The sequence below is a fragment of the Pseudomonas sp. 15A4 genome, assembly GCF_016925575.1.
GTDB lineage: Bacteria > Pseudomonadota > Gammaproteobacteria > Pseudomonadales > Pseudomonadaceae > Aquipseudomonas.
Genome location: NZ_CP068986.1, coordinates 2,729,672 through 2,745,899, shown reverse-complemented (window position 1 = coordinate 2,745,899; position 16,228 = coordinate 2,729,672). Strand labels below are relative to the sequence as shown.

Genomic DNA, 16,228 nt, shown 5'->3' with positions numbered 1-16,228 from the left:
CGAAAACAGTGGAAGAAGTACCAAACCCACGCTCATCAAGCCTCCAGCAGACGACGAACGCGTTCCAGGTCTTCCGCGGTATCGACGCCGGCCGGTGGCGCCTCGAGGGCGTCGGCCACGTGAATGCGCACACCGTGCCAAAGCGCACGCAACTGCTCGAGGTTTTCTGTGTTTTCCAGCCAGCATGGGCCCCAGCTGACAAAGTCGTGGAGGAACCCGGCGCGGTAGGCATAGATGCCGATGTGGCGGCGATACGGCACGCCTTCTGGCAGCGTATCGCGGGACTTCGCCAAGGCATCGCGAGCCCAGGGCAGCGGCGCGCGGCTGAAAGTCAGCGCCAGGCCGTTGAGATCAGAGCAGACCTTGACCACGTTGGGATTGAACAGTGAGGTCACGTCCTCGATTGGCTCGGCAAGGGTCGACATGCGCGCCTCGGGATGAGCCGCAAGATTGTCGGCGACCTGATCGATCACGGCGGGCGGGATCATTGGCTCGTCGCCCTGGACGTTGACCACGATGGCGTCATCGGCCAGACCCAGCTGGGCGGCGACTTCAGCCAGGCGGTCGGTGCCGGAATTGTGATCGTCGCGGGTCATCAGCACTTCGGCGCCGAACGCCTGGCAGGCGTCGACGATGCGCTGATCGTCAGTGGCAACCACCACGCGCTCTGCGCTGCTTTTACGCGCCTGTTCCCAGACGTGCTGGATCATCGGCTTGCCAGCGATGGTTTTCAGTGGCTTGCCGGGAAAGCGACTGGAGCCGTAGCGCGCCGGAATGACAACGGTGAACGCTGCGGTCATTTGTCCAGACGCTCGTCAGTGGTAAGGGTGCGCGCTTCGCTCTCCAGCATCACCGGGATGCCGTCGCGGATCGGGTAGGCCAGGCCGGCGCCTTTGCTGATCAGCTCGGTTTTGTCGGCGCTGAGCTTGAGCGGACCCTTGCAGATCGGGCAGGCAAGAATGTCGAGCAATTTGGTGTCCATAAGAGATCCTGAGCGAGTCATGGCAAAAGACGGGTTAACTGCGAATCGAACCAACTGACGAACGCCGGCGAAGGCACGGCTTCCACGGTCAGGTACCACCAGTCCAGCGCGGCAAAAGACGCGCATTTTACGGCGTCCTTCTCGGTCATGACCAAGGGCAATGCCGGGGTGAACGACAGCGCCTGGGCACTGAACACGGCGTGGTCGGCGAACGCATGTGGAACAGGCCGCCAGTGTAGTCCTTCGAGGGTGTTGAAGAAACGTTGTGGGTTACCGATGCCGGCCACTGCGTGGACCTGCTGACCGCGCGAAAAATGATCGACCGGCCGGCGCTCACCGGTTACCAGGTTGACCAGCGCCGAGGGCTTGAGCTGAAACCCGAAGCCGTCTTCGCGATCCGCGCCCGCGCCGTTGTACAGCAGCGCATCCACGCGCCGCAGCCGCTCGACCGGTTCGCGCAACGGGCCTGCCGGCAGGCAGCGGCGATTGCCAAGCCCGCGCACGGCATCGATCAGCACCAGTTCGAGGTCACGATTCAGGCGATAGTGCTGCAGGCCGTCGTCCGAGAGAATGAGATCAAGGGGCTCTTCAGCGAGCAGGGCGCGCACGGCCTGCGAGCGGTCCGGGTCGATCATCAATGGCACGCCGGTGCGATTGACGATCAGCAGCGGTTCATCGCCCGCATGCTCGGCAGCTTGGTGCGGCCGTACGCGCCAGGGCAGGCTCGGCGGTTTTGCGCCGTAGCCCCGGCTGACCACACCGACGCGCAGCCCGCGCGCCCGGCAATGATCAATCATCCAGAGGATCAGCGGCGTCTTTCCGGTGCCACCGACAGTGATATTGCCGACGACCACCACCGGGACGGGCGCTTTATAAATGTCGCCCTGCCCTGCGAGGAAGCGCGCGCTTGCGGTTCACCACGCGCCGGTACAGGCATTCGAGCGGGCGCAACAGCACCAGCGCCGGATGGCCGTTGTACCAGGCGTCGAGCAGTCGGTCAGTGAATGCCATCAGTTAGCCGATGCGGCCTCGACGGTGGTCATGCGCAAATGGGCGAAACCGAGTTTGCCGGCGGCGTCCATGGCGGTGATCACCGCCTGGTGCGGGGTCTTGCCGTCAGCGCTGATCGACAGCGGCAGACTGGTGTCGCCCTCGGATTCCTTCTGCAGGGCGTCGATGAGGGTTTCCAGCTTGCTGTCGCCCAGCAGGGTGTTGTTCACCGAATACACGCCGTCGGCATTGATGGTGATGTCGACGTGTTTTTGTCGACGTCATCGGCCGAAGCGCCGGTCACGGCCTGGGGCAGGTCAACGCGCAGTTGGGTTTCCCGGGTGAACGTGGTGGTCACAACAAAGAACAGCAGCAGAATGAACACCACGTCGATCAGCGACACCAGATTGATGTCGATGGTCTCCCTGGGTTTGCGACGGCGGAATTTCACTTCTTCTTGCCCTCGCCACGTGCGGCAGCCTTGATGTCCGGCTTGGCGTCGGTGAGGTCGACGTCACGGTCGCCCTGCACGACTTCCACCAGTTTGATGGCTTCCTGTTCCATGCCGACCACTAGCTCATCGACGCGCGTTTGCAGGTAGCGATGGAAGAAGATCGCGGGAATCGCAACGGTCAGGCCGGACGCGGTGCAGATCAGTGCCTTGCCAATACCGCCGGCAAGCATGCCGGCGTTGCCCGTCATGCCACTGCTGGTGAACGAGCTGAAGATGTCGATCATGCCGAGCACGGTGCCGAGCAGACCCAGCAGCGGGGCCATGGCAGCGATGGTCCCGAGTGTCGCCAGATAGCGTTCGAGCTCGTGAATGACCCGGGCTGCGGCCTCCTCGATGCACTCTTTCATGATCTCGCGACCATGGCGGGAATTGGCCAGACCGGCGGCGAGGATTTCACCCAGCGGCGAGTCGGCGCGCAGCTCTTTGAGCTTTTCGGCGCTCAGTTGCTTGTCCTGAATCCAGCGCCACACCTGGCCGAGCAAATGCGGCGGCGTGATGCGACTGGCGCGCAGGGTCCAGAGGCGTTCAATGATGATTCCGACGGCGGCGATGGAACTCAAAATGATCGGTAGCATCATCCAGCCACCTGATTTGACCAGCTCCCACACAGCGACCACCCCTCAAAAAAAGTGGCGCCACTCTAACATAGCGTCGGCGCCTCGCCGAACGTGTCGATGAATAACCAGACCTTTCAGTCACGCCAGAAGCGTCGCGTCCTACGTTCGGCCAGCGCCCTTTCGTAAGCGCCCAATTGCACGGTAATAGCACCCAGCACAGCGCTGTCGTGAATCTCCATGCCCGACCATGCGTATCGGGACATCACCAGCGGATGGGGATGGCCGAACGCATTATTGCGGCCTCGGGAAATCAGCACGCCCCGCGCACCGACCGCGCGCAGAAACCCCCGGGACGACGAGCTGCGGCTGCCGTGGTGGGGAGATTGCAGCCAGTGGGCGCTGACGTTGAAGCCGTCGTCGAGCATCGCGCGTTCGGCAGCGACGTCGATATCACCGGTCAGCAACAGCCGCTCGCCATTGGCCTCGACGCTGAGCACACAGGAAGCCTGATTGCCCTCGGCGGCCTGCTCCCATATCCAAGTGGAAAAACGACTTCATCCCACGTCCATGTTTCCCCGTTACGGCAGGACTCGGCTGACAATTCGGTCGGCATGCGCCCTACGTCACCCGTCAGCACCCGCGCGACCGGCACGCCCTTGTGAACGGCAGCGGCACCACCGGCATGATCAGCATCGGCATGACTGAGCAGCAGGGTGTCCAGTTGCTTGAGCCCGGCGCGCCGAATGGCCGGCAATACGACGCGCTCACCGATATCGAAATCACCGAAACGCGGCCCTGCGTCGTACAGCAGGGCGTGGTCGCGGGTGCGCAGCAGGATGGCGAGCCCCTGCCCCACATCCAGCTGCAGCACTTCGACCTGCCCGACAGGCACGGTTTTCTGCGGCGGGAAGATGCAAAGCAACAGTAACGGCCAGCCCAACGGACGCATCGGCAGGCCTTTGGGCAGCAACAGCAGAAACGCGCCGAACAGGCTCAGTGGCCAGACCCACAGTGGCACGTTGGGGCCGGTCCAGGCGGGAGCGAGATCGGCCATGAACGTCAGCCAGCGAAACAGCCCGTCCATCGCGCCGCCTGCCAGCCACAACAGACTTTCGCCCAGCGGAGGGATAGCAAGCAGCGCCGTGCCGAGCAACGCCAGGGGCAAGATCAGCAGGCTCAACCACGGCACGGCGAGCAGATTGACGGCGGGACCGCTCACGCTCACCGGCAAGCTCAACATCAGCAGCACCGGCAGCAGCCCCACCGCGATCAGCCACTGTGCGCGGGTCCAGCTCTGCAGCCAGCTCCACGGCCCGAGCCGCCCGCTGAAGATCAGCATCAGGATCGCGACCGCAAGAAACGACAGCCAGAAACCCGGGCGCAACGTGATCAGTGGCTCGGCGAGCAGCACCAGATTCAGCGCCAGCAACAGCGGCCAGGTGGCGCCCAGATGGCGGAAACGAAGACGCCACAGCAGCACCAGACCCAGCATGGTGACAGCCCGCTGCACCGGCACTTCAAAGCCCGCCAGCACGCCATATGCCAGCGCGCCCGCGAAGGCCGCCATGCACGCCGAGGGCAGCCAGGGCAGAAATGGCGGCCACGCGCCCCATCGGGCCAAGCCAGCCACCAGGCCGTAGAGCAAACCGGCGAGCAAGCCGATGTGCGTTCCGGAAATGACCAGCAAGTGAACGGTGCCGGTGTCCTGCAGGACTTGCCAATCGGCGGCGCTCAATCCGGAATCGTCCCCCAGCACCAAGGCCGCCAGACCGCCCTCCCGGCCCTGGGCATCCACACTCAGCAGGCGCTGGCGAATGCTGTCGCGCCAATTGTCCTGGGCCGGTTCGAGCAACTGGCCGTCCACCACGGTGCCGGTGGCCCCAATGCGCTGCGCCAGCAGCCATGCCTCGTAATCGAACGCGCCGGGATTGACCAGCCCACCCGGGCGCTTGAGTTTGACCGCCAGACGCCAACGCTCCCCGCTATTGACCGGCGGCCCGCCGTACCAGCCAATGCGGATCTGTTCGGGAAGCCGCGCGCGTCGTGAAACGGGATCATCCAGCTGAAACCGCACGACGCCGTCGATTGTCTGCGGCAGCCCGAGGACGCGTCCCTCCAGCCAGAGCGTTTGCCCATCGAGGCGCTCGGCCAGTCGGTCATCCAGCGCCGACGACGCCGAGACGCAGGCCCAGGTCAGCCCGAACAGATAAAACGCCAGGGGGTAGGTGCGAAACGGCAGCAGCATCAGCGCCACCACGGGCATCGCCAGCAGCAACCAGACCGGCGGTAATGCTGGCAGAAAACGTAGCGTCAGCAGTCCGAGTGCGAGGGCGAGCATCCCTGTGCGCATGAGGCTTTCCTTGTCTGCGAGTGAAATCGACCTCCATGGCTTAGCCGATGCGCCGGCACGCGCGCTTATTAATTGTCACAAAGTCTGAATTTGCGTTTGCGACTATCCGTGCATACTTCCCCGAATTTCCCGCCCACCTCGCCGGATTCCCGTATGCCACGCCACCTGATCAAGCGGTACATGCCCGATCCGAACAGCATCCGGGAACACAAATCCTTACGCTTTCTTGGCTCTCTTCTGCACGACCCCAACCTCTGGCACCTCAATCGACATTCCGTGGCGCGCGCGATGGGGATCGGGCTGTTTGCCGCCTTGATGCCGATGCCGTTGCAAATGCTGCTGGCTGCCGTGCTGGCGATCTGGGTGCGGGCAAACATGCCGATCGCTGTCAGTCTGTGCTGGCTGACCAATCCGCTGACGATGCCGCCAGTGTTTTATTGCACCTATAAAATCGGCGCGCTGCTGATGGGCTTGCCGCCGCGGCATTTCCCGGACGAGCTGAGTTGGGACTGGATCAGTGGACAGCTGTCCACCTTGTGGCAGCCGTTTTTGCTGGGGTCGGTGGTGGCGGGGATTGTGCTGGGCGTGGCCGGGTATTTCGGGACGATGGCGTACTGGCGCTGGTGGGTGGGGCGGCAGTGGAAGCAGCGCAAGGCAAAGCGCCGATAGTACGAACACAGCAGAACATGTGGGAGTGAGCTTGCATGATCGTTCCCACGCTCCGCGTGGTGATGCCCCTTTGACGCTCTGCGTCGCTGTAAACGCGGAGCGTTTGGGGCGCCGTTACCACGCAGAGCGTGGGAACGATCAATCTGGCAGATGTATCAACTTCGCGAGCAAGCTCGCTCCCACATTACGCAGCGAGTTACTGACGCATCCCGCGTCCGCTCACCAGCAATCGCGCACAGCCGAGGTACAGCACGATGGTCGCAACGACCATGAACGCCAGAGCGATGCTGATCTTGATGTCCGACACGCCAAGGATGCCGAAGCGGAAGGCGTTGACCATGTGCAGCACCGGGTTGGCCAGCGACACGGTTTGCCAGAACGGCGGCAGCAGGTTGATCGAGTAGAACACCCCGCCCAGGTAGGTCAACGGCGTCAGCACGAAGGTCGGGATGATGGAAATATCATCGAAATTGCGGGCAAACACGGCATTAATGAAGCCCAGCAGCGAGAAGATCGTCGCGGTCAGCAGCACCACGATGATCGTGATACCCAAGTGATGCACCTGCAGATCGGTGAAGAACATCGACAGCATCGTCACGATCACCCCCACCGCCAGCCCGCGCAGCACGCCGCCGATGGTGTAGCCGATCAGGATGGTGTGGGGCGACACCGGCGAAACCATCAACTCTTCAACCGAACGCTGAAACTTGGCGCCGAAGAAGCTCGATACCACGTTGCCATAGGAGTTGGTGATCACTGACATCATGATCAGGCCGGGCACGATGTACTGCATGTAAGTGAAGCCACCCATGTCGCCGATCTGCCGGCCGATCAGGTTGCCGAAGATGACGAAGTACAGAACCATGGTGATCGCCGGCGGCAGCAGGGTCTGCGGCCAGATCCGCATGAAACGCCGGACCTCACGGTAAACGATGGTGTTCAGGGCGATCAGGTTGGGCCGTAGCTCCGAGCTCATATCGCCACCTTCGCCAGATTCTTCTCGACCAGACCCACGAACAACTCCTCAAGGCGATTGGTTTTATTGCGCAGGCTCAACACCTGAATGTTCTGCAGCGACAACTGACTGAACAGCGACGTGATGCCGATGGTCTTGTCGACCTGCACCTCAAGGGTCTGGCTATCCACCAACTGCACCGGATAGCCGTTGAGCTGAGGCGCGGCCTGCAGCGGATCCCGCAAATCCAGCAGGAAGGTCTCGACGTGCAGTTTGTTAAGCAGCGTCTTCATGCTGGTGTTTTCGATGATCGTGCCGTGGTCGATGATGCCGATATTGCGGCACAGCTGCTCAGCCTCCTCCAGGTAATGGGTGGTGAGGATGATCGTGATGCCCTTCTCGTTCAGCTCGGTGAGGAAGGTCCACATCGAACGGCGCAACTCGATATCTACACCCGCGGTCGGCTCGTCGAGGATCAACAGGCGCGGCTCGTGAATCAGCGCGCGGGCGATCATCAGACGGCGCTTCATGCCGCCGGACAACGAACGTGACGGCGAGTCGCGCTTGTCCCACAAACCCAGCTGGGTCAGGTATTGCTCGGCGCGCTCTTTGGCGATCTTCGGCGGGATGCCGTAATAACCCGCCTGGGTCACGACGATGTCGAAGGTCTTCTCGAACTGGTTGAAATTGAATTCCTGCGGCACCACGCCGATTGAGCGTTTGAGCTGCGCAGGATTGGTATCGAGATCGTGGCCGAAGATGTTCACCGTGCCGCTGGTCTTGTTGACCAGGGTCGAGATGATCCCGATGGTGGTGGATTTGCCGGCGCCGTTGGGGCCGAGCAATGCGAAGAAATCACCCTCGGCGACGTCCAGATCAATGCCCTTGAGGGCCTGGAAACCGTTGCCGTAGGTCTTGGTTAGCTGCCGGATGGACAGAGCTGAACTCATGACTGAACACACACCAATAAAAATGAAAAAGGGAAGATAAACGAATACGAAAGTACAGTCGCCGGACTGACACGGCCGCTGACATTTACCGTGCCGCGCAGCGGGAAAATCAGGCGCAACACAAGGTTGCAAGCGCAGTGGTCGCAATGTTGCGTGCCGATGCCGCCCAAGTACAACGACATCGGTTGATAGTCAGTATTAACTCGACACGGGCTGAACTCAGGTCAGCGCGGTCATGACCGCCTTGCGATACGCCGGACGCTGTTGCAAACGTTCGTACCAGGCTTTGAGGTGGGGCAGCTCGCGACGTTCAATCGGCATTTCGAACCAGGGGTAAGCGAAGCAGCCGAGGGGAATGTCGCCCACGCCGAATTCATCGCCCGAGAGGTACGGCTGATGCGCCAGTGCTGCGTCGACGATGACCAGCAGGCGTTCGACTTCGGCTTTCGCAGCGTTGATTTGCGTCCAGTCCTGTTTGTCGGCTGGCGTGCGTACTACGCCCCAGAACACCGGCCGAAAGGGAGCGGCCAGCGTCGACGTGGTCCAGTCCATCCACTTTTCAGCCTGAGCACGCACCTTGGGGCTGGCGGGATAGAGCGAAGAATCAGGCGCGTATTGAGCCGCCAGATAGCGAACGATGGTGTTGGATTCCCACAGCACAAATTCGCCGTCTTCAATCATCGGCACCACGCCGTTGGGGTTCTTCGCCAGATACTCGGGCTGATCGTTGACCCCGAAAGCGCCGCCGGCATTCAGCGACTCGTATTCCAGTCCCAGTTCCTCGGCGATCCACAATGCCTTGCGCACATTGGACGAGTTCTTGCGGCCCCAGATCTTCAACATGTTGTCATTCTCCGTGTGCTCAACGATCGATGAGTGGCGTTTGCGGCGGGCCACAGTCTACTCCGGGATGCGGGTGTTCGAGCCACAACTTCCTGTGCATCGGCCAGCCCCCGAACTCCCTTGGTAGCGCGGGGTCACTATCGAAGCGCGGGCCAGAGCGGTCGACTGCGCAGCCGGTTGCGCTTATCGCACCGTCATCATGGAGGGCTGTTTATGCTGTTGTTGTGGATCGTAGTGTTGGTGGTCGGCGTGGCCTGGCTGGCCCATCGGCGTGTTGCGCCCTTCCCCGCCCTTGGCATCGTCGCGGTGTACCTGCTGGCGATGGGCGCGTTCAGCCATGCCCACGGATGGATGATTATCCCGTGGGTGCTGTGGCTCGGCGTCACGTTGATGCTGGCGCTGCCGGACCTGCGCCGCAAACACTTCAGTGCGCCGATGTTCTCGTGGTTTCAGAAAGTGCTGCCACCGATGTCCGCCACCGAGCGTGACGCCATCGACGCTGGCACGGTGTGGTGGGATGGCGAGCTGTTCAGCGGCCGTCCGGACTGGAACACCCTGCTGAGCTATCCGAAAAGCACACTGACCGACGAAGAGCAGGCGTTCCTCGACGGTCCGACCGAAGAACTCTGCGCCATGGTCAGCGACTGGGAAATCGGTCAGGCCATGGACCTGCCCCCGGAAGCCTGGGCGCATATAAAAGCGCACGGCTTTTTTGCTCTGATTATTCCCAAGGAGTATGGCGGCAAAGGGTTCTCGGCCTACGCCCACTCGCAAGTGGCGATGAAGCTGGCGACCCGCAGCGGCGATCTGGCCTCCACCGTCATGGTGCCCAACTCACTGGGCCCGGCAGAACTGCTGCTGCATTACGGTACGGATGAACAGCGCAACCACTATTTGCCGCGCCTGGCCCGTGGCGAAGAGATTCCGTGCTTTGCATTGACTGGCCCGCTGGCTGGCTCCGACGCAGGGGCGATGCCTGACACCGGGATCATCTGCAAGGGCCAGTGGGAAGGCGAGGAAGTCATCGGTCTGCGCCTGAACTGGGAAAAGCGCTACATCACCCTTGGCCCGGTCGCCACCCTTCTGGGCCTGGCCTTTAAGGCCTACGACCCTGAGCATTTGCTGGGTGAGGAGACAGACCTGGGCATCAGCCTGGCACTGATACCCACCGACACCGCGGGTGTGGAGATTGGTCGTCGCCATGTGCCACTGGGCGCGGCGTTCATGAACGGTCCGAACTCTGGCAAGGACGTGTTCATTCCACTGGAATACCTGATCGGCGGCCAGGACATGCTCGGCAAAGGCTGGATGATGCTGATGAATTGTCTGTCGGTCGGGCGTTCGATTTCCCTGCCGGCGGTCGGCACTGGCGCGGCGAAGTTCACCAGCCTGGTTACCGGGCAGTACACCCAGGTTCGCGAACAATTCAATGTGCCACTGGCGGCGTTTGAGGGCATTCAGGAGTCTCTGGCACGTATCGGCGGCAATGCCTGGCTGATGGACAGCGCGCGCATCCTGACCGCCAACGCGGTGGACCTGGGCGAGAAGCCTTCGGTGCTGTCGGCGATTCTGAAGTACCACCTGACCGAGCGTGGACGCGAATGCATCACCCATGCGATGGATGTGCACGGCGGCAAGGGCATCATCATGGGCCCGAACAACTACCTCGGTCGCTCGTGGCAAGGCGCGCCGATCTTCATCACCGTTGAAGGCGCAAACATTCTGTCGCGCAACCTGATGATCTTCGGTCAGGGTGCCATTCGCTGCCATCCGTTCGTGCTGAAGGAAATGGCCCTCGCCGGTCGTCAGGATCATGACCGGGCGGTGGTGGAATTCGACGGCCTGCTGATGCAGCACATTGGTTTTGCCTTTCGCAACGCGGCCAGCACGCTGGTGCTGAATCTGGGTCTGGGGCATTTCGAAAGCGTGCCGGGTGATCGCCTGAGTCAGGGTTATTTCCGCGCGCTGAACCGTCAGGCGGCAGCGTTCGCGATGCTGGCGGACCTGAGCATGATGCTGCTGGGCGGCGAGCTGAAACGCCGGGAGCGCCTGTCGGCGCGACTGGGCGATGTGCTGAGCCACATGTACCTGGCGTCTGCCGCACTCAAGCGCTATCACGATCTGGATTATCCCGAAGCGCTGGCGCCGCTGTTCTGCTGGTCCATGGAAGAAGCATTGGGCGAGTCGGAGCGCGCGCTGGACGAATTGCTGAGTAATTTCCCGAACCGCATTCTTGGCGGGATGCTTCGGGTGATCGTGTTCCCGTTCGGCCGTCGTCATAAGGGGCCTTCGGATAGGCTGGATGCGCAGGTCGCGGAGATCCTCGGCCGCGCCAAAGGCGACCCGGCGCTGGAATCGGTGCTTGCCGGTTGCTATCGCCCGACCGACGCAGAGGATCCGGTCGGCGCATTGCAGCACGCCAGCGACCTGCTCAGCGGCGCCAAGGCTATCCGCAGCAAACTGCATCACGGGGTGAAAAGCGGTCAGGTCAAGCCAGCGGGTGGCGAGCATCTGATCGACGCCGCGCTCAATGCAGGCGTGCTGCAGGCGGCGGAAGCGCAAACCTTGCGCGCTGCGGAAGCGGCGCGACGCAAGGTGATCGACGTGGATGATTTTGATAAGGAAGAGCTGGTCGCCACCGAAGGCAAAACCCGCTAACAACGACGTACCCTGTAGGACTGAGCTTGCTCGCGATTGCGGTGGGTCAGCAACATGCACGTTAGCTGACACGCCGTCATCCGCGAGCAAGGGAATCGCTCCAGCAGTTGCTGCCCACGACTTACGTCTACATACACCGCTCTAGCGAATTGTCCTACACTCCCTGGTAACAACAAGAAAAACCCAAGGGGACGCATCATGATTAATCAACGCCTGACTCATCGCTGCCTGCTCTCTGAAATCGCCTCGGGGAGGATCTCTACAGAGGCAAGCCGACACAAACGCTGCAAACTCTTCTGATGATGGGTTTTGTCACCCGACTGCCCAGTCCTGATCGCACCTATGCGCACCTCGCCCTCACTGAAGCAGGCCATCGGTATCTGGCGGGGTTGTGGCATTGAGATAGCCGCAGGCGGCGGGGGCCTCTATACTCCCGCGCCTGTTTTTGTCTCTGAGGGCTTCATCATGGCCGACGCCAATCTCGACCACATCATGAATCTGCTGTTGCACTTGCGCGGCATCCTGGTCGCGCTGGGAGAGGTCGAGCAGGTCCCCGAGGAAAGTCATGCGCTGTTTCTGGAGCGTTACGATGAGTTGCTGACGCTGTTGCCGGCGGATCCGATCGAGAGTCAGTATCTGGGGCAGGATTTGTTGTGTCAGGTGATTCAGCGTTATCCGCAGATTGCTCATTTGGTGCCGCGGGATTTGCTTTGGTTTTTCGCGGGCGATTGTCTGCATTTCATGCCGGACGATGAGATTGATTTGTATACGGCGCTGGAGGAGCGTCGCTTTGAGGCGATGGAGAACGATGAGCCGTTCGACTGGAATCAGGAGAAGCAGTTGCTGGCGATGTCGCAGTCTGAGTCGAAGCATTGATCTGAGGTTATCCGGATCAAGATCACCATCAAGAGCGTCCGCCTGGGGGCGGACTGTTTCGCCTTCGGCGAGTTACTCGATAAAGCCCCAAGTAACCAAGGGCTTGTGCTCCTGGTTGGGCCCTTCCTTCGTCAGGGTTCCTTCACTCCGGCCTCGCTCCGTGGGCCCGCGCCGAACGGACATCCATGTCCTGACGGCGCTCTCGCCGCATCCATGCGGCTCGGCCCACTTCGCGAGACCTGCGTTCAGCCTGCACCAAAGTCGCGTTCTGCGGTGTCCGGGCTATTTGTGTACGAAGATCAAAAGCGTAGAGCAGATCAACGGCTTCCCGGCTAAAGCCGGGAAGAGGCCGGTTCGGACGTCGCAATTGATCGTTCCCCGCTCCGCGTGGGAACGCCGCCCGCGACGCTCTGCGTCATCCCGTACTTGTCGTCGACATCAATCCTGATAATCCGTCCCATGCCGATCCAGTTCGCGGATCAGCGCATTCCAATGCCGTGTCACGCCAGGCCCGGTGCCGCTTTTCAGGACTTTGGCCTGCTCTTCCACCCGCTTCACCACCTCTTCAGGCGGGAAGATCAATTCGGCATTGCCGGCGGCCTGCGCGGCAATCTGGATGTTGCAGGCGTATTCGAGGTTGTGGAGCTGTTGAAAGGCGTGCTCAACACTCAGCCCTGCCGTGAGCAGACCATGGTTACGCAGAATCATCACGCTCTTGTCCCCCAGGTCCGCCACTAACCGCTCGCGCTCGCCGAGGTCCTGCGCGATACCTTCATAGCCGTGATACGCCACTCGCCCGGAGAACCCGAGGGAATGCTGGGAGATGAGCAATAGCCCGTTTTTCTGCGCCGAGACGGCAATGCCATCGCGGGTGTGGGTGTGCAGCACCGCCTGCAAGTCAGGGCGCGCTGCATGGATCGCGCTGTGAATTACATAGCCGGCGTTGTTGATGCCTAAGCCGGTGGGGTCATCGACAATCGTGCCGTCAATGTCGACCTTGACGAGGTTGGAGGCAGTGATCTCGTCAAACAGCAGACCAAACGCATTGATCAGGAAGTGCTCGTCCGGACCCGGTACGCGCGCGGAAAAGTGCGTGTAGATGTGATCGGTCCAGCGTTTCAGGGCGGCGATCCGGTAGGCCGCCGCCAGCTTCACCCGTACTTCCCACTCTTGGGGGCTGACCCGATCGCGTACGCTGCTGGCATTGGCTGCAAGGCTGACACTGGACTGAGCGGACAAAGCGCTGACGTTGCTCATGGATGACTCCCTGATGATTTGATTCAGACGTAATCAGGGCAGCCTATGCGCTATGGGAGCCAGTTGAAAATCACATTATCTTCTAAGCTCATTATCATTATTTTTTATTCATGCCATGGCGTCCGGCTCTTCGTTGATCAGGTGCGTGCATCTTCCTTGGATGCTCTATGGTCTCCTGGCAGGCATGGGAAGCTGCCACGTAATGAACGGCGGCTACTCCCCGATTTCGTTGAAAACATCGGCCGCGATTTCAAGGTAACCCCAAGCTCCGATCAGCCTTCCCACGGCTCAAGAAACTTCAGAAGCAATCTATTGACCTCATCGGGTTGCTCTTCGTGAGGGAGGTGGCCGCAGTGGCTAATGGCATGGGCTTCAAGGTCGTCGGCCATCTCGGCCCAAACCTTGGGCATGTCGAACAGTTCGGCGACGGCAGGGAAATTCGCGCCCCACAACGACATTGTCGGCACCGAGATTTTGGTGTCTGCGTCCTCCTGATCCTGGGCAGTGTCGGTGGCGTTGGCACGGTAGTCAGACATCGCGCCTCGCACAGCGCCCGGTGCCTGATAAGCCCTGACATACGTGTCGAAGGCTTCTCCGGTAATTGCCTGTGGGTCGTGGCACCAATCAGAGAAGAAATGCCGTAGCCAAATGTGCTCACGTCCGGCAATCAGCGCCTCTGGCAAATCCGGCACCAGGTGGAACATGAAAAACCAGTACGCCTTGGCGATCTTGGCGTCCATCTCACGAGCGACAATACGGGTTGGCACGTTGTCCATCACCACCAGACGGTCCAGCAAATCCGGAAAGTCCTTGGCGAACCGTGTGGCCACGCGAGCACCACGGTCGTGGCCCACCAGCGCGATTTTGGGAACGTCGAGCTCGCGCATCAGCTCCCGGATGTCCAGAGCCATGTTGCGTTTGTCGTAACCGGTAGACGGTTTCTCGGTTTCGCCATAGCCGCGCAGGTCCGGAACGATGACCCGGTAGCGCTCGGCGAGTACCGGGATCTGGAACCGCCAGGCATAGCCGGTTTCCGGGAAGCCGTGAAGCAGGATCACCGGCGGACCTTCGCCGGCCTCAACGATGTGTTGACGGATACCGTTGGCGTTAACCGAATAGCTTTTCAACGTGGACATAAGAACACCTGTTAGAGATGTGGAGCTGTGATTCAACTCAACCATCAGCGATCAAACGGTCCTTAACCAACCCAACGTCCGACTGTGCAGTGAAACGCGACCTATATCGTGCGTAAACGGAGTCCTTCCTGCCGTAACTGTGAAGCAGGGGCAATTCCTGAAGGACTGAGCGTCGCCAACCAATCGGAATCAGACGTTGGTATCAGCCCACAGTGCACCGTAACGGGTATAGGCCTTCGGAATCTCGATGTGTTCCCTTGGATCATCGGCCGCGGTGCAAACCCGGCATCCAGGGCCCTCTGCCCTGGATGCAACGGTCACCGTGCTCAACGAACAGTCATTACGCCGGCTGGCGTGGGCTGCAGAATCAGCCGCTGTAGGGCGGATAGTCGACATACCCTTTTGCATCGCCGCCGTAGTAGGTGTCGCGATCCGGCTCGGTCAGTGACCAGCCGTTTTTCAGCCGAGCCACCAGGTCAGGATTTGCGATGAAGGGCTGCCCGAATGCTGCAAGGTCGATCAGGCCGGCGTGCAGCAGCTCTTGAGCGCGTTCACGGGTCATGTCCCCGGCGAGAATCAATGCGGTCTTGCCCAGCTGTGTTTTGCAGTCTTTGAGCAGGTCGCGAAGCGCTTGCTCCTGCGCAGCCGAGCCTTCCTCTGCCATGAAGAAGTGGGTCTGATCCATTACGTGAACGTAAGCGATGCCGCGCTGGCTCATGCCTGCACAGAGCGCTGAGTAGGTTTCGTCGATCTGCGAATACAGCGGCATATCGAACAACTGGCCGTACGGCGAAATGCGGATACCCACTCGATCAGCGCCGACTCTGGCGGCTGCCGCATCGACGACCTCAAATACGAACCGCAGACGATTTTCCAGCGTGTCGGCTGAGTAGCGATCGGTTCGGTCATTCACCAGCGGATTCAGGAACTGCTCAAGCAAATAGCCGTTGGCGCCATGAATTTCCACCCCGTCGAATCCGGCAGCGATAGCGTTTTCCGCAGCCTGGGCGAAATCTTCAACCACGCGTGCTACCTCTTCGGTGGTCAGCGGGCGTGGCGTGGAGGTGGGCACGAAACCCGGCTCCCCGTCGTCCGTGTAGGCAAACGCGACTGCACCTTGCGCTTGTTTGCTGGTAGCGCTGACCGGCGCTTTGCCGTCGATCTGAATGGAAGTGTGGGACACGCGGCCAACGTGCCACAGCTGGGCGAACATCTTCCCGCCGACGCTGTGGACCGAGTCGGTGACCAGCTTCCATCCCTTGATCTGCTCTTCGGTATAGATGCCCGGATTGAAGAGATAACCCTGGCCCTCACGAGAGATCGGCGTGCCTTCCGAAACAATCAAACCGGCGGTGCCGCGTTGGGTGTAGTGCAGCGCGATTTGCTCCGTCGCAATGTCGTCAGGGGCGCGCGAGCGGGTCATCGGTGCCATAACGATGCGGTTGTCCAGCGTTGTGGCGCCGAGTTCGTATGCTTCAAATAAGGTCATGA

General features: G+C 61.0%; 12 protein-coding genes and 3 pseudogenes. 3 read left to right on the top strand and 12 right to left on the bottom strand.

Annotated elements, in window-relative coordinates:
* Window positions 1-35 precede the first annotated feature (35 nt).
* From kdsB to JN403_RS12360, 6 genes and pseudogenes are all read right to left on the bottom strand, one after another.
* Window positions 36-800 carry a 3-deoxy-manno-octulosonate cytidylyltransferase gene (gene kdsB / locus JN403_RS12385; RefSeq protein ID WP_205487137.1) on the bottom strand — a complete coding sequence of 255 codons (765 nt, stop codon included), beginning with the start codon at window positions 798-800 and terminating at the stop codon, window positions 36-38.
* Window positions 797-982: a Trm112 family protein gene (locus JN403_RS12380; protein WP_003174668.1), complete on the bottom strand. Its 186-nt coding sequence runs from the start codon at window positions 980-982 to the stop codon at window positions 797-799. The genes kdsB and JN403_RS12380 overlap by 4 nt, the downstream gene beginning before the upstream one ends.
* A gap of 17 nt (window positions 983-999) precedes the next feature.
* Window positions 1,000-1,993: pseudogene (gene lpxK, locus JN403_RS12375) on the bottom strand (tetraacyldisaccharide 4'-kinase).
* A pseudogene (locus JN403_RS12370) lies at window positions 1,993-2,423 on the bottom strand (biopolymer transporter ExbD). The pseudogenes lpxK and JN403_RS12370 overlap by 1 nt, the downstream one beginning before the upstream one ends.
* Window positions 2,420-3,094, bottom strand: a complete 675-nt coding sequence (locus tag JN403_RS12365; RefSeq protein WP_172609193.1) for a MotA/TolQ/ExbB proton channel family protein — start codon at window positions 3,092-3,094, stop codon at window positions 2,420-2,422. The pseudogene JN403_RS12370 and the gene JN403_RS12365 overlap by 4 nt, the downstream one beginning before the upstream one ends.
* Window positions 3,095-3,177: 83 nt before the next feature.
* Window positions 3,178-5,393, bottom strand: a pseudogene (locus tag JN403_RS12360) (DNA internalization-related competence protein ComEC/Rec2).
* 153 nt (window positions 5,394-5,546) lie between these two features.
* Here JN403_RS12360 and JN403_RS12355 point away from each other — a divergent pair.
* Window positions 5,547-6,062 carry a DUF2062 domain-containing protein gene (locus JN403_RS12355; protein ID WP_122535563.1) on the top strand — a complete coding sequence of 172 codons (516 nt, stop codon included), beginning with the start codon at window positions 5,547-5,549 and terminating at the stop codon, window positions 6,060-6,062.
* A 196-nt stretch (window positions 6,063-6,258) separates the two neighbouring features.
* On the opposite strand, the gene JN403_RS12350 is transcribed toward JN403_RS12355, so the two are convergent.
* From JN403_RS12350 to JN403_RS12340, 3 genes are all read right to left on the bottom strand, one after another.
* Window positions 6,259-7,038, bottom strand: coding sequence for an ABC transporter permease (locus tag JN403_RS12350; protein WP_065993104.1), 780 nt, complete (start codon window positions 7,036-7,038; stop codon window positions 6,259-6,261).
* Window positions 7,035-7,967, bottom strand: a complete 933-nt coding sequence (locus JN403_RS12345) for an ABC transporter ATP-binding protein (RefSeq protein WP_122535564.1) — start codon at window positions 7,965-7,967, stop codon at window positions 7,035-7,037. The genes JN403_RS12350 and JN403_RS12345 overlap by 4 nt, the downstream gene beginning before the upstream one ends.
* A 219-nt stretch (window positions 7,968-8,186) precedes the next feature.
* The gene (locus JN403_RS12340; protein ID WP_122535757.1) at window positions 8,187-8,810 is read right to left on the bottom strand and encodes a glutathione S-transferase; all 624 of its coding nucleotides are present in this window, start codon (window positions 8,808-8,810) and stop codon (window positions 8,187-8,189) included.
* 213 nt (window positions 8,811-9,023) lie between these two features.
* Here JN403_RS12340 and JN403_RS12335 point away from each other — a divergent pair, with 213 nt between their 5' ends.
* Both JN403_RS12335 and JN403_RS12330 read left to right on the top strand, forming a co-directional pair.
* On the top strand, window positions 9,024-11,468 hold the full coding sequence (locus JN403_RS12335; protein ID WP_205487136.1) for an acyl-CoA dehydrogenase: 2,445 nt from the start codon (window positions 9,024-9,026) through the stop codon (window positions 11,466-11,468).
* Between the two features lie 465 nt (window positions 11,469-11,933).
* Window positions 11,934-12,344: a PA2817 family protein gene (locus JN403_RS12330; protein ID WP_205487299.1), complete on the top strand. Its 411-nt coding sequence runs from the start codon at window positions 11,934-11,936 to the stop codon at window positions 12,342-12,344.
* A 438-nt stretch (window positions 12,345-12,782) separates the two neighbouring features.
* Here JN403_RS12330 and JN403_RS12325 read toward each other — a convergent pair whose 3' ends face one another.
* The 3 genes from JN403_RS12325 to JN403_RS12315 form a co-directional block, all read right to left on the bottom strand.
* Window positions 12,783-13,601, bottom strand: coding sequence for a class II aldolase/adducin family protein (locus JN403_RS12325; RefSeq protein WP_205487135.1), 819 nt, complete (start codon window positions 13,599-13,601; stop codon window positions 12,783-12,785).
* Between the two features lie 272 nt (window positions 13,602-13,873).
* Window positions 13,874-14,737 (bottom strand): alpha/beta hydrolase, encoded by an 864-nt coding sequence (locus tag JN403_RS12320; protein ID WP_240356912.1) that lies wholly within the window; start codon window positions 14,735-14,737, stop codon window positions 13,874-13,876.
* 367 nt (window positions 14,738-15,104) lie between these two features.
* Window positions 15,105-16,226 carry an alkene reductase gene (locus JN403_RS12315; RefSeq protein ID WP_205487134.1) on the bottom strand — a complete coding sequence of 374 codons (1,122 nt, stop codon included), beginning with the start codon at window positions 16,224-16,226 and terminating at the stop codon, window positions 15,105-15,107.
* Between the last annotated feature and the right edge of the window lie 2 nt (window positions 16,227-16,228).

What these genes read in the sequence shown, in the direction of transcription:
- JN403_RS12335 (WP_205487136.1), top strand. Translation starts at nt 9,024, where the DNA reads ATGCTGTTGTTGTGGATCGTAGTGTTGGTGGTCGGCGTGGCCTGGCTG.
- JN403_RS12345 (WP_122535564.1), bottom strand. Translation starts at nt 7,967, where the DNA reads ATGAGTTCAGCTCTGTCCATCCGGCAGCTAACCAAGACCTACGGCAAC.
- kdsB (WP_205487137.1), bottom strand. Translation starts at nt 800, where the DNA reads ATGACCGCAGCGTTCACCGTTGTCATTCCGGCGCGCTACGGCTCCAGT.
- JN403_RS12330 (WP_205487299.1), top strand. Translation starts at nt 11,934, where the DNA reads ATGGCCGACGCCAATCTCGACCACATCATGAATCTGCTGTTGCACTTG.
- JN403_RS12355 (WP_122535563.1), top strand. Translation starts at nt 5,547, where the DNA reads ATGCCACGCCACCTGATCAAGCGGTACATGCCCGATCCGAACAGCATC.
- JN403_RS12380 (WP_003174668.1), bottom strand. Translation starts at nt 982, where the DNA reads ATGGACACCAAATTGCTCGACATTCTTGCCTGCCCGATCTGCAAGGGT.
- JN403_RS12340 (WP_122535757.1), bottom strand. Translation starts at nt 8,810, where the DNA reads ATGTTGAAGATCTGGGGCCGCAAGAACTCGTCCAATGTGCGCAAGGCA.
- JN403_RS12325 (WP_205487135.1), bottom strand. Translation starts at nt 13,601, where the DNA reads ATGAGCAACGTCAGCGCTTTGTCCGCTCAGTCCAGTGTCAGCCTTGCA.
- JN403_RS12320 (WP_240356912.1), bottom strand. Translation starts at nt 14,737, where the DNA reads ATGTCCACGTTGAAAAGCTATTCGGTTAACGCCAACGGTATCCGTCAA.
- JN403_RS12315 (WP_205487134.1), bottom strand. Translation starts at nt 16,226, where the DNA reads ATGACCTTATTTGAAGCATACGAACTCGGCGCCACAACGCTGGACAAC.
- JN403_RS12350 (WP_065993104.1), bottom strand. Translation starts at nt 7,038, where the DNA reads ATGAGCTCGGAGCTACGGCCCAACCTGATCGCCCTGAACACCATCGTT.